The 13,312-nt window shown below is 44.6% G+C and carries 12 protein-coding genes; 4 read left to right on the top strand and 8 right to left on the bottom strand.

Going from position 1 to position 13,312, the window contains the following annotated elements:
• Nucleotides 1–85 precede the first annotated feature (85 nt).
• Nucleotides 86–712 (bottom strand): uracil phosphoribosyltransferase, encoded by a 627-nt coding sequence (gene upp, locus FKN08_RS01265; protein ID WP_041852906.1) that lies wholly within the window; start codon nucleotides 710–712, stop codon nucleotides 86–88.
• A 179-nt stretch (nucleotides 713–891) separates the two neighbouring features.
• Between upp and purM the strand changes: the two genes are divergently transcribed.
• Both purM and purN read left to right on the top strand, forming a co-directional pair.
• Complete coding sequence (gene purM / locus FKN08_RS01260; protein ID WP_170891098.1) at nucleotides 892–1,932, top strand: phosphoribosylformylglycinamidine cyclo-ligase; 1,041 nt, start codon at nucleotides 892–894, stop codon at nucleotides 1,930–1,932.
• 151 nt (nucleotides 1,933–2,083) lie between these two features.
• Nucleotides 2,084–2,740, top strand: a complete 657-nt coding sequence (purN, locus tag FKN08_RS01255; RefSeq protein ID WP_170891097.1) for a phosphoribosylglycinamide formyltransferase — start codon at nucleotides 2,084–2,086, stop codon at nucleotides 2,738–2,740.
• 372 nt (nucleotides 2,741–3,112) lie between these two features.
• Here the strand turns inward: purN and FKN08_RS01250 are convergent, their stop codons facing one another.
• Both FKN08_RS01250 and lpcA read right to left on the bottom strand, forming a co-directional pair.
• Nucleotides 3,113–3,958, bottom strand: coding sequence for a class II glutamine amidotransferase (locus FKN08_RS01250; RefSeq protein ID WP_006741678.1), 846 nt, complete (start codon nucleotides 3,956–3,958; stop codon nucleotides 3,113–3,115).
• A 51-nt stretch (nucleotides 3,959–4,009) separates the two neighbouring features.
• Nucleotides 4,010–4,585: a D-sedoheptulose 7-phosphate isomerase gene (gene lpcA, locus FKN08_RS01245; protein WP_170891095.1), complete on the bottom strand. Its 576-nt coding sequence runs from the start codon at nucleotides 4,583–4,585 to the stop codon at nucleotides 4,010–4,012.
• Between the two features lie 375 nt (nucleotides 4,586–4,960).
• On the opposite strand from lpcA, the gene fadE reads away from it, so the two are divergent.
• Nucleotides 4,961–7,405, top strand: a complete 2,445-nt coding sequence (gene fadE, locus FKN08_RS01240; protein ID WP_170891093.1) for an acyl-CoA dehydrogenase FadE — start codon at nucleotides 4,961–4,963, stop codon at nucleotides 7,403–7,405.
• Nucleotides 7,406–7,616: 211 nt separating this feature from the next.
• Complete coding sequence (locus FKN08_RS01235; RefSeq protein ID WP_170891092.1) at nucleotides 7,617–9,392, top strand: SulP family inorganic anion transporter; 1,776 nt, start codon at nucleotides 7,617–7,619, stop codon at nucleotides 9,390–9,392.
• A gap of 73 nt (nucleotides 9,393–9,465) precedes the next feature.
• Here FKN08_RS01235 and FKN08_RS01230 read toward each other — a convergent pair whose 3' ends face one another.
• The 5 genes from FKN08_RS01230 to dnaQ form a co-directional block, all read right to left on the bottom strand.
• Nucleotides 9,466–9,876 (bottom strand): GNAT family N-acetyltransferase, encoded by a 411-nt coding sequence (locus FKN08_RS01230; protein ID WP_005391824.1) that lies wholly within the window; start codon nucleotides 9,874–9,876, stop codon nucleotides 9,466–9,468.
• 83 nt (nucleotides 9,877–9,959) lie between these two features.
• Nucleotides 9,960–10,352, bottom strand: a complete 393-nt coding sequence (locus FKN08_RS01225) for a DUF1353 domain-containing protein (RefSeq protein WP_164666266.1) — start codon at nucleotides 10,350–10,352, stop codon at nucleotides 9,960–9,962.
• A 192-nt stretch (nucleotides 10,353–10,544) separates the two neighbouring features.
• A complete protein-coding gene (locus FKN08_RS01220) occupies nucleotides 10,545–11,075 on the bottom strand; it encodes a hypothetical protein (RefSeq protein ID WP_047008866.1) in 531 nt (176 codons plus the stop codon).
• A 221-nt stretch (nucleotides 11,076–11,296) separates the two neighbouring features.
• Nucleotides 11,297–12,547: a TIGR03503 family protein gene (locus tag FKN08_RS01215; RefSeq protein ID WP_048625878.1), complete on the bottom strand. Its 1,251-nt coding sequence runs from the start codon at nucleotides 12,545–12,547 to the stop codon at nucleotides 11,297–11,299.
• An 8-nt stretch (nucleotides 12,548–12,555) separates the two neighbouring features.
• Nucleotides 12,556–13,278 (bottom strand): DNA polymerase III subunit epsilon, encoded by a 723-nt coding sequence (gene dnaQ / locus FKN08_RS01210; RefSeq protein WP_005380385.1) that lies wholly within the window; start codon nucleotides 13,276–13,278, stop codon nucleotides 12,556–12,558.
• Nucleotides 13,279–13,312: the final 34 nt, after the last annotated feature.

The following is a 13,312-nucleotide window of genomic DNA, read 5'->3' as shown; positions in this document are numbered from 1 at the left end:
TCTTCTCGTATTATAGATATAAAAAAGGCTTGGTTTTCACCAAGCCTTTGTTTTTTCTGTTCAGTCGTAGTAATACTTTAAAGAATTACTTAGTACCGAAGATCTTATCACCTGCATCACCTAGACCCGGTACGATGTAGCCTTTGTCATTTAGCTTCTCATCGATTGCCGCAGTGTATAGCTCCACATCTGGGTGTGCTTTTTCTAGCGCTTCAATACCTTCTGGTGCAGCAACAAGTACCAACACTTTGATTTGGTTACAACCTTTCTCTTTTAGAAGATCAATCGTAGCAATCATAGAACCACCCGTTGCAAGCATTGGGTCAACAACAAGCGCAATACGCTCATCGATGTTAGAAGCAAGCTTGTTGAAGTAAGGAACTGGCTCAAGTGTTTCTTCATCACGGTAAATACCAACAACACTGATACGTGCGCTTGGCATGTGCTCAAGAACACCGTCCATCATGCCTAGACCTGCACGTAGGATTGGTACTACGGTTACTTTTTTACCTTTAATTTGGTCTACTTCTACCGGACCGTTCCAACCATCAATGGTCACTTTTTCTGTTTCAAAGTCTGACGTTGCTTCGTAAGTAAGTAGGCTACCGACCTCAGTCGCTAACTCACGAAAACGTTTTGTGCTGATGTCACCTTCTCTCATTAGACCAATTTTATGTTTTACTAGAGGGTGCTTTACTTCAACAACTTTCATGTCCATCTCCGGCTATAGTTGGCAATATTTAAACAAACCTTCAGATTATACATGATTTTTACAGGGATATCAGGATAAATCACTAAAGAAAAAAACAGACGCAAACGTTTGCTATCTGTGTTTAAGCACTGTTAGAATAGCGCCGTTTTCATATCCAACTTAATACCGAGGACTTCCCTGTGAGTGGTAACAACTCTTCTCTTAGCTATAAAGACGCTGGTGTAGATATTGATGCAGGCAACGCGCTTGTGGATCGTATTAAGGGTGCGGTAAAACGTACTCGTCGCCCTGAAGTTATGGGTGGCATCGGTGGTTTTGGCGCGCTATGCGAATTGCCAACCAAATACAAACAACCTGTACTGGTTTCTGGTACTGATGGCGTAGGTACTAAGCTTCGCCTAGCACTGGATATGAACAAGCACGACACTATCGGCATCGACCTTGTTGCGATGTGTGTAAATGATCTTATCGTGCAAGGCGCAGAGCCACTGTTCTTCCTAGATTATTACGCAACAGGCAAACTAGACGTTGATACCGCAGCGGATGTTGTTTCAGGTATCGCGGAAGGCTGTATTCAAGCAGGTTGCGCCCTAATTGGTGGCGAAACTGCCGAGATGCCTGGCATGTATGAAGGCGAAGACTACGACGTTGCTGGTTTCTGTGTTGGCGTCGTCGAAAAAGAAGACGTGATCGACGGCACGAAAGTCGCTGCTGGTGATGCACTTATCGCTGTTGGCTCAAGCGGCCCACACTCAAACGGTTACTCCCTTATCCGTAAAATCTTAGAATTATCAGGTGCAGATAAGAACGAAGAACTAGCAGGTCGCACTATCGGTGAGCACCTACTAGAACCAACTAAGATTTACATCAAATCAGCACTTAAGATGATTGAGAAACACGACATCCATGCGATTTCTCATATCACTGGTGGTGGTTTCTGGGAAAACATCCCACGTGTGCTGCCTGAAGGCACAAAAGCAGTTATCGATGGTAACAGCTGGGAATGGCCAGTGATCTTCCAATGGCTACAAGAAAAAGGTAACGTGGAAACACACGAAATGTACCGTACCTTTAACTGTGGTGTTGGTCTAATCGTTGCACTACCTAAAGACCAAGCGGAAGCCGCGGTTGCTCTTCTTCAAGAAGAAGGTGAAAACGCATGGGTTATTGGTCAAATCGCGCAAGCTGAAGCGAACGAAGAGCAAGTTGAAATCCAATAATTTGCAAATCGAGCTCACAAGATAAAAAGAATGAGGACACTAGATGACTAGGTCCTCATTTTGCTATCTAGAACACTAAAAACCATTCTATTAGTAGGTAGTTTAGAAGCTACATAACTCCAACCTACCATACCAAGGCACTCTCGACATCATGAAAAACCATACCCTAAAAAACATTGTGGTCCTCATCTCGGGTAACGGAAGTAACCTGCAAGCTATCTTGGAAGCTTGCGAAGACAGCATGCCAAACGCACGAGTGGCAGCCGTGTTCTCTAACAAAGCTGATGCTTTTGGTTTAGAACGTGCAAAAAACTTTGATGTAGACGGTCACTTTGTCGACCCTAAAGCATTCGACTCGCGTGAAAGCTTTGATGCAGAGCTAATGAGTCAAATCGATGAATACCAACCAGACGTGATTATTCTGGCGGGCTACATGCGTATTCTGAGCAGCGAGTTTGTTTCTCATTACATGGGTAAGATGATCAATATCCACCCTTCTCTTCTACCAAAATATCCTGGGCTACACACACACCAGAGAGCAATTGATGCTGGCGACAAAGAACATGGTACGAGTGTGCACTTTGTAACGGAAGAACTTGATGGTGGCCCTGTCATACTGCAAGCAAAAGTTCCTGTGTTCGAAGACGATGATGCTAGTGTACTTGCAGCGCGTGTTCAGGCTCAGGAACACCGAATCTACCCTATGGTGGCCAAGTGGCTGGTAGACGAGCGGTTGATCATGAAGGATGGTAAAGCCTATTTAGATGGCGCAGAACTTGGCGCACACGGCTACGCCTCCGATGAGTAGTCCTGAATACTAAACTCCAAACACAAAAGAGCAGCCTGAGAGCTGCCTTTTGTTATTTTGAAACATATAAACTTGATTCAAGAAAGCCGTAGTGAGACTAGAAACCTAAAACCCAACATTCTAAAAAAATCCCATAACCACTTGAGTAACACGACACTCGGAAAGTAGATTCTGAATAGGGCTCGTTCCTCACCGTTCAGAATGACGTGGTGTTTTATGAGAAATTTCTATCAGTTACATCTTTCCGGCAAGCCTTAGCGAGACTAGGAAGCTAGAAAGTATGAAAGTTCACCAGTATCCGCATTCGGTTGAAAACGTATAAAAATAAAGCTCGCGATTAAGCGAGCTTTACGAGTAGTTCCCAATTAACCGCTATTCTAACGGCTCAGTTGGCGCCTGATTGCCCGGTTTCGCCGCTGCAAACGGCACATTCACCAGTTCAGAGGCATTGTTTTTCACTAGTTCACCTAGGTGAAACAAGCCGTACTCGCCAGGTTTCATCCGCTGCCAAGCTTCGTTACCCGTTAAAGGTTGAGTCGCGATCACAGAAACAATGTCATGTGGCGTTGTTTCTTCTTGGAAGTTAATTTCCACATCTTCATCAAGCAAAGCGGCTTTACCAAACGGTGCGCGTCTCGTGATCCAATACAAGTGATTGGTGCAATACGTCATTACATACTCACCATCACTCAGAAGCATGTTAAATACACCCTTCTCTCTTAGCTCATCACAACATTTAGCAACATATAAGAATACCGATTCCATATCCTTTGGCGGCTCAGGATATCGATCTTCCATTTGCTTCAGTAACCAACAAAAGGCCAGTTCACTATCTGTCTCACCGACAGGTCGGTGTCGACCCGTATGTAAGTCTTGATAGCCTGAGAGCTGACCGTTGTGCGCAAACGTCCAATACCTCCCCCACAGCTCACGTGTAAAAGGGTGAGTATTTTCTAAATTAACGCCGCCACGATTCGCCTGTCGGATATGGCTAACGACAGCGCGACTTTTGATGGGATAATTTTGCACTAACTCTGCAATTTGCGACTCACAACTTGGCTTGGGATCTTTGAAAGTTCGAAAACCTTTCCCTTCGTAGAAGGTAATTCCCCATCCGTCACGGTGTGGGCCAGTTCGACCTCCACGCTGCATGAGCCCGGTAAAACTGAAACAAATATCCGTCGGAACATTAGCGCTCATACCGAGCAATTCACACATGATTTAAAAAACTCCCTAACAACACAGCTCGAAAAGGTGGCTGTGAAACGACTATTCCATCTCTTTTTCAATCAACTGAATGATGATATGAATAATCTTAATATGAATTTCTTGAATACGGTCCGCATAACCAAAGTGTGGCACGCGGATTTCAATATCGGCAAGCCCTGCCATTTTGCCGCCATCTTTGCCTGTTAGCGCAATCGTCTTCATGCCTTTCGCTTGCGCCGCTTCAATCGCTTTCAGGATGTTACCAGAGTTACCTGAAGTCGACAGACCAAACAGTACGTCACCTTTTCGACCAACGGCTTCTACATAACGGGAAAACACGAAGTTATAACCAAAGTCATTACTCACGCAAGAAAGGTGGCTTGGATCTGAAATAGCAATACCAGCATAGCCAGGACGGTTTTCTCGGTAACGGCCTGTTAACTCTTCGGCAAAGTGCATCGAATCACAGTGAGAACCACCGTTACCACATGACAGTACTTTACCATCTTGCTTGAATGAGTCAGCAATCATTTTCGCCGCTGCTTCGATTTGCGCAATGTTATGGTCATCGCTTAAAAATTTGTTGAGCACTTCAGCAGCTTCGTTTAATTCACTTCTAATCAGATCATGGTACATAAGACGTTCTCTTTATTATTTCGGCTTCAGTCAGTCCTAGATTCACTGAGCAAATTGTTCTGATACCAATTTGGTATCGGACATTTCATAAACCTGAACTCGGGTTTGATTACTCTGAGTTTACCCACAAACGAGAATTAGTGTCGATAGTGAACCAACAGATTTAGATTGGTGATGGTAATAAACTTGTCAACTTGCTCATGAAACCATCACTCAAATCGCACTTTAGAACTTTAACTCTACTTAGATCACTTTTTATCCAATCTTATGTTTTACATTTCCTTAATATTTTGATTACACTTAAACCAACTGGTTAGACCTCTTACCTAACATACAGACGTACAACACTTATAAAGTCTGAAAAGGAAAATACATATGGACATCTTGCTCTCAATCATCACGATGACGGTCGTGCTAGGCATTACGCTCTACCACCGCATGTCTCTCGTGAAATCTATTAGTTTACTCACAGCAGCTATGTTAGCGCTTACAGTAACAGGCGCGGTTGGCGTTACTGGTTGGACGATTTACGTTCTTGCTGCCGCTGTATTCGCGGTTCCTGGCGTACGTCAGTCTTTGATAAGCCGCAAAGCATTAGCGCTTTTCAAGAAAGTGCTGCCAGCTATGTCTCAAACCGAAAAAGAAGCGTTAGACGCAGGTACCGTCTGGTGGGAAGCCGAACTATTTAAAGGCAAACCAGAGTGGCAAAAGCTACACGCGATTCAAGCACCTAAGTTAAGTGCGGAAGAACAAGCCTTTTTAGACGGCCCTGTGAATGAAGTGTGCGCCATGGTGAGCGATTTCCAAGTGACCCATGAACTCGCGGACTTACCGCCAGAAGTATGGCAATACCTGAAAGATCACAAATTCTTCGCCATGATCATTAAGAAAAAGTACGGTGGTCTGGAATTCTCAGCATACGCGCAATCACTAGTACTACAAAAACTAACGGGTGTTTCTGGCGTTCTATCGTCTACCGTTGGTGTTCCTAACTCTTTGGGTCCTGGTGAACTACTGCAACACTACGGTACTGAAGATCAGAAAAATCATTACTTACCGCGCCTAGCTGAAGGTAAGGAAATCCCTTGTTTCGCCCTGACAAGTCCAGAAGCGGGTTCTGACGCTGGATCTATTCCAGATTACGGTGTGGTCTGTAAAGGCGAATGGGAAGGAAAAGAAGTACTGGGTATGCGCCTGACTTGGAACAAGCGCTACATCACCCTAGCGCCAGTCGCAACGGTACTAGGCTTAGCATTTAAACTTCGCGATCCTGAAGGTTTGCTAGGCGACAAAGAAGATCTTGGCATCACTTGTGCGCTTATCCCAACTGATGTCAAAGGTGTTGAGATTGGTAACCGACACTTCCCGCTCAATGTACCATTCCAAAATGGTCCAACGCGCGGTAAAGACATCTTTGTTCCTATCGATTTCATTATCGGTGGTGAAAAAATGGCGGGCCAAGGTTGGCGTATGCTGGTTGAGTGTCTGTCGGTTGGACGTGGTATCACGCTACCTTCAAACTCAACAGGTGGCATCAAAACTGCGGCAATGGCAACGGGCGCTTACTCACGCATTCGTCGTCAGTTCAAACAACCTATCGGTCACATGGAAGGCGTAGAAGAGCCATTAGCGCGTCTAGGTGGTAATGCTTACGTGATGGATGCAGCAAGCAACTTAACCGTGGCAGGTATCGACTTAGGTGAAAAGCCATCAGTAATCTCAGCTATCGTGAAGTACCACTGTACTCATCGAGGTCAGCAAAGCATCATCGACGCAATGGACATCGTAGGCGGTAAAGGTATCTGTATGGGACCTTCTAACTTCCTAGCGCGTGGTTACCAAGGTGCGCCAATCGCGGTAACGGTTGAGGGTGCAAACATCCTAACTCGTTCAATGATCATCTTTGGTCAAGGTGCGATTCGCTGTCATCCATACGTTCTTGAAGAAATGAACGCAGCGTACTCTGATGCCAGTGACTCTGTAGAGAAGTTTGATAAAGCACTTGCTGGTCACGTGAGCTTTACAATGAGTAACCTCGTTCGCAGTATCTGGTTTGGTTTGAGCGACGGTTTAGGTTCTTCATCACCAACCAAAGATGCAACCAAGCGTTACTACCAACAATTGAACCGTTACAGCGCAAACCTTGCTCTGCTATCGGATATCTCAATGGCAGTGCTAGGTGGCTCTTTGAAGCGTAAAGAGCGTCTATCAGCGCGTCTTGGTGACATTCTAAGCCAGCTATATTTAAGCTCTGCGGCGTTGAAACGTTTCGAGCAAGATGGCCGCCCAGTCGAAGATTTACCACTAGTACACTGGGGTCTACAAGACAGTTTGAAACAAGCGGAAGTGGCGGTAGACGAATTCTTAGCAAACTTCCCGAACAAAGTGATTGGTCGTGCACTGCGCGTGTTAATCATGCCATTCGGTCGTGTACGCAAAGCGCCAAGTGATAAGCTAGACAGCAAAGTGGCGCGCATTCTACAAACGCCAAGTGCAACACGTTCACGCATTGGTCGCGGTCAGTACCTAGAGCCAACAGAACACAACGCAGCAGGTAAGATTGAGCTTGCGCTGTCAGTCATTCTTCAAGCAGAGCCAGTGTTCGACAAAGTATGTAAAGCGCAAGGCAAACGTCGTCCATTCCTACGTTTGGATATGATTGCTCAGGAAGGGCTAGAGCAAGGCTTTATCACGCAAGAAGAAGCCGACCTACTCAGAGAAGCGGAACAGCATCGTCTAGATACAATCAACGTTGACGACTTTGAGCCGGAATTGCTCGCCGCAAAGCCGCTATACCCTCAGATGGATAGCGTTGCCTAACTTTCTAATCTGAAACCATAAAACGGGAGTGACAACTCCCGTTTTTTTATTGCTACCAGAATAGCGTTCATAACACCTCACACCACGAAGAACCTCTGCGCAAGCGCAATAAAATCCACGCACTCCGCCCCTTCCCCCGATTTCCAGTGATAACTAACTCACAGACGTTCCAAGCAAGCGGTGTATACTTTTAAGTAACTCACTCACATATATGGTAAATCCGTTGGCTAAAATATTATTCGCACAGTGGTTCCCAGGGCTTGTTCAGCTTAAGCATTATCAAAAAGAATGGTTTGTTAACGACTTTAGAGCCGCCTTTTCTGTTGTCGCGGTTGCCCTGCCAGTTGCCATTGCTTATGCACAATTAACCGGGGTATCCGCAATTGTCGGTCTGTACTCGTGTGTACTGCCAATGTTGGTGTACGCCATGATGGGCACATCTCGACAACTCATTGTCGGACCCGATGCAGCAACTTGTGCAGTGATCGCTGCTGTTGTAACACCACTTGCCGCAGGTGATCCCACAAAACATTGGCAGTTAGTCATGACCATGACAGCGATGACTGGTATTTGGTGTGTACTGGCCAGTCGTTTCAAGTTAGGGGTGTTTGCAGATTTCCTTTCTCGCCCGATTCTTTTGGGTCTACTCAACGGTGTTGCTCTCACGATTATCGTTGGTCAGTTTGCCAAAGTGGTCGGTTTGAAATACGAACAACGTTATTTGCTGGAACGCTTATGGGAGGCTCCACAACGATTAACCGAGCTTCATTGGCCTACCGTAACTCTGAGTATCGTGACTGTTGTCGTTTATTTGCTCACCAAACGCTACCGACCAACGTGGCCTGCTGCCATGCTGGCGATACTCGTGACTACCGCGTCAGTTTGGTTTTTCCATTTACAAGAGATGGGCGTATCCGTAGTTGGGCTCACTCAAGGTGGTTTCCCTCAGTTTCAAACGCCGGAGTTTGAGCTAGGTGAAGTTCGTGAGCTAGTGGTCCCGGCGCTCAACCTTGCGATTGTCAGCTTTGTTAGCATGATGCTCACCGCGCGCAGTTTCGCCGCTAAAAACGGTTATGATATTGATGCAAATAAAGATTTTCAGGCGTTGGGCTTTGCCAACATTGCCTCAGCGTTTTCGCAAGGTTTCGCGATAAGCGGAGCTGACTCACGCACAGCGGTAAATGATGCAAATGGCGGTAAATCTCAATTAGTTTCGATTGTCGCCGCAATCACCATTGCCATTATTGCGGTATTTATTTATGAGCCTTTACAGTTTATTCCCATCGCATCACTTGGTGTCGTATTGATCATCGCATCCTTGTCGCTGCTCGATCTCAAAGCCATTTGGAAATTAAAATCTCGTGACAAAGATGCGTTCTATCTAGCAATCATCACTTTTATTTCTGTTTTGATCGTAGGCGTAATACCGGGGATCACTTTGGCGGTACTGCTAGGGCTGTTTCAATTTTTACGTATTGTCATGCGACCGAGTGATCAGCTACTTGGCTTGGATGAAAAAGGCACCATTCGGACCATCGACGACTCAGGAAAAGCTTCGCCTATTCCTGGAATGGTGATTTACCGCTTTAACTCGCCGCTGACATACTTCAACGCACCTTACTTTAAACGCAGAGTGTTAGAGCAAGTAGAACATCACAAAGACGCAAGTTGCGTTGTCATCGACGCCGTATCGAGCTTTACTCACTTGGATCTCAGTGTGATGGCAACACTGGCAGATATTCACAATACTTTAAAAAAGAGAGGCGTACGCTTAATCCTCGCAGGAAGGAAACGACGTCTTCGTCAATGGTGTGAGCTTACTGGTATCAGCACCAGTGAAGGAGGCATCTTACTGCGAGCTGATATGTACCTTGCCATTAAACTTAGTGGCTGTTACATCAGTGCTGTGGGTGAGGGACAAATTCCTACTGTTCAAAAAGAGCCTGATTTAGAGCAGCCACCCAAACCAATTCCAGAAGTGGCTTAAATAGAAATTTAATATAGAAAACAGGAAATTAAACTCCTGTTTTCTAGTGCTTATCTTCGCAGCTGAATACGTGTTATGCCTTTGGCTTAAACTTTTTTGTCATCCCTTGGCTTTTAGGAGCCACCAGCCTATAACCAAGCTTTTCGTAAAAAACTGGTTCATCAGCAATCATAGAAACGTAAGAGCCTTCAAGTGCAACAGAAGAAAGATAACCGTCGATGTATTCCATGACTTTTCTACCTAAACCGTTACCTTGATAATCAGAATCAACGGCAACGTCGACAATTTCGAAGTTACACGCCCCGTCACCAACAACCCGACCCATTGCAATGAGCTTTCCTTCATCCCGAACAGATACGCCATATAACGAATTGGGTAGGCCAATTTCAGCAGCTTTCAACGATTTGGGTGATAGCCCGGCTTTTATACGCATATCACAGTATTCTTTCGGGCTTGGCACATGCTCTTCATATCTTATTGTCATTATGTACTACTCCTTTGTATCACCTTGGAGCTTACATAACCAAACTGTATAAATAAACAGTTAAAATTGGAAAGATGTTCCCATTAAGCACACAAAGTATCGGGTCTGGAAAAGAAGCCACCGACAACTCTGACGCCATAATAGATATAAGTTGCTCTGAAGCTAGACATTCCTTTTTCTAAACATGTTTCTCTCAACAACATATCCGCATGCTTTCGAGCACTTTGAGGCAACACCTCTTCCCTCATGAGTTGGTAAAGAGCATCATGAACTAAAGAAGCTTTCATAATGTTTTTTGTGTCTAACGCCGGCCCACTAGCTCCATCCCATGCGTAGCCCTTTTTAATCGTTAACACGCCTTGTTTGGACAAACTAAGAAAAGGGCTGTCATACGCGTTACTCACTGAAATGTGAGTCTCAATTTTTTCTTCAGAATGGAGAGTGTATTTGTACTTCTGACGCTTTTTGTATTTCATCAGAGACCTCGCGTTTACTTATTCTTATTCATCACGCAGAGCTGAAATCTTATCTAAAAACCCTACAAGATCGGATCTTGTAATTATGGCGTACTACTAATTACAAATACCAACTCAATATAAATAGAACTCCATGCAATCAATAAAGCCAGAACGCCCCGACTTTATTGATTACGATTTAACCAAGCATCCTTATTCTGAAGGAAGTTTACTCAATTTTTTATGAATATCTTCTACAAAATTGGCTTGCTCACTTGGAGAAACCTCTAGAACATAATGAAAAAACGGACTTGTATGCTCAGTAATTTTATATTCTTCACTTAACAACTTAATTACTTGTTCATGATTAAACCGTGCCGAGACTAAGCCACTCTCGGTTTCTTGAGTTATAACTATATAGTGAGCGGTTGGAAAAACCGTGAACCTTCCTTCGACAGGAAACCAAGGAGCAAAAGAAACAATTTCGTCATCGATTATGTATGCTTGAGGTTTGCTAACATAAGTGTAAGGGTACTTTTCATCTAAATAGGGTCTTGCTGTATCAAACAAGCCATCGTAATAAGTTGGTATTTCTACTTTTTGGATTTTACTTAAGGGATCGAAAGTGAAAGTATCAAGTGATTTTACATTATTAGTTCCCGCATCTAGCTTATTAATACTATCACCAGTAGAAGAACAACCTACAATTATCACTGCACAAAAAAAAGCTAAAATTTTATTCATTATTTCTTTTATCTTTAGTTAATTATTTTGAAAGTTAGTCACATTAAAAACGTAACCAATTTAGAAGGTAAGAATGATATATTATTTATATGAAATCCCAAACATACATTTGAGTACAGTAAACTCAAATATTCATAATTTTTCCATTTTTCTTCTGCCACTTGGTAACTTGATACAAAAACGGAGCCGATTGGCTCCGTTTCTAGGTTTACGTGTTACTACTATTTCTTTGGCACTTCTAACTGCATCTCTGGCATGGCATCGCGCTTCGCTTTAATTTTGCGCCAGACTATCCATGCAATGATCACAATCAGCAGCATTATCACGTTACCCACCGCGATAATAATCATGCTGCGCTTACGCTCAGCCTCCCGCTCAGCGATAATTTGCTTTTCCATTTCAATACGGCGCTGCTCGGCTAATTCAGCTTCTTTTGCAATTCGAGCGGCTTCTAGATCAACGTCATCAACTACACTGAAAGTTTGCTCTGGAATAGGAAACACCAGTGGACGTTGCGTCGCAAAATCAGTGGCAAATATCTCGCCGCGCCATGCGTATTTACCAAGCTCAGCGTCATTATTGAGGTTCAGCGTGGTTCTCATTCCATCTTTAGAAACCTGGCCTTGGCTATAGCTAACAAAGCCATCGGGTGCATCTTGTTCCACCGTGACTGCGATTGAGCCTGGCGCGATCATACCTTGCTCACCACTCACCACTAATTGGTGTGGTTTGTCGGGATTGCGCGCCTGAATAAAAGTACGAGAAATTGGGTTCGGATAAACCAAGATGACTTGCTCTTGCGCTCGTAAGAATACGCCATTACCAGAGGTGATTCGCGCACGGTACTTACCGGGCTCAACATCTATTGGTAGTTGGACAGTGAACACACCATCCCCTGCTTTTTCATCCAAGCCGCGGCCATCATCAGCAAACTCACCCACAACCATCGGCACTGGACGTGCTTCTTTGATCAACTCATCTTCATTTTCGACAAACTTGGTAAATGTCACGCGTAGATTCACGCGGTCAAGGAAGTCGCGCAGTACAAGAGGTTTGTCGTCGGAGGTTAGGCGAGCTGTAAACTTAAGCGCTTCCCCATTATATAATCGGTTTGGGAACACATCCGTGCTGAGCTTTAAGTGAGAAATTAAGCGGATGTTATTTTTAGGAGTGACTTTCCCCACAGCCTGCCATGGGCCTGGCATAGGGTTGTCAACGGAGATAATATCGAGTGAGGCTTCTTGGTACCAACGTACATTGTCGTAGGCGTCCCAAGCATAGTACTTTTTACCGTCAGGGCGGACTAAAACAACTGGCTGAGAACTTTGCTCACGATAAACTAAAAAAGTGATCTGCTCGATGGTTGGATCCACTCGAAAGCGATTGTCTAACAAAGACATAGCAGATTCACTCGATGCACTCGAGAGACTACTCCATATCGCTAAAAACGCGACCAACAAAGCCCTCAGCATAGCTTCTCCTATTGATGCCAAATACAGTCGTTCACCAACTCTAATCTTTTTTGGTGAGCTTCTAGTTCATCGGCACTTGCGCGCAAAACCTTTAGCGCTTTTCTTCCTTCAATACGGCGAATGGTTTCTACCCCACCCTCTTGTTTATTCGCGTTAAACTCTAGACTCGTTTGACCACCCGTCATAAAGAGGTAAACGTCGGCTAGAATCTCCGCATCGAGCAAAGCTCCGTGGAGTGTACGGTGCGAGTTATCAATACCGTAGCGTTCACATAAGATATCAAGGTTGTTTCGCTTGCCAGGGAAGATTTTCTTCGCCATAGCAAGGGTATCGGTCACCTTGCAGTAGTCGTCCGTTTTGCCGATGTTGGGATCGAGCATGCCAAACTCGTAATCCATAAAGCCCGTATCGAAGGGTGCGTTGTGGGCAACAAGTTCTGCGCCTTTAATAAACTCAAGAAACTCTTGGTGCACGCTCGCGTATTCCGGTTTATCAACCAAGAATTCATCCGTAATACCGTGAACTTCAACCGCTTCTGGTTGGATTTCACGATCGGGTTTTAAATAAACGTGGAAGTGACGACCAGTCAGCTTACGGTTGATGATCTCCACGGCACCGATTTCAATAATGCGGTGTCCCATGTAGTGAGGACCACCCTCGCGGTTCATACCTGTGGTTTCGGTATCGAGAACGACAATGCGGTTATATTCAGAATTGCTGCTGGTATTCATAAGGTTATGTATGTCAGACTATGCTTTATTAAAT

The organism is Vibrio sp. 1-2 (7-a) (genome assembly GCF_013048515.1).
Classification (GTDB): domain Bacteria; phylum Pseudomonadota; class Gammaproteobacteria; order Enterobacterales; family Vibrionaceae; genus Vibrio; species Vibrio diabolicus.
This window is presented reverse-complemented; position numbering and strand designations above follow the sequence as displayed.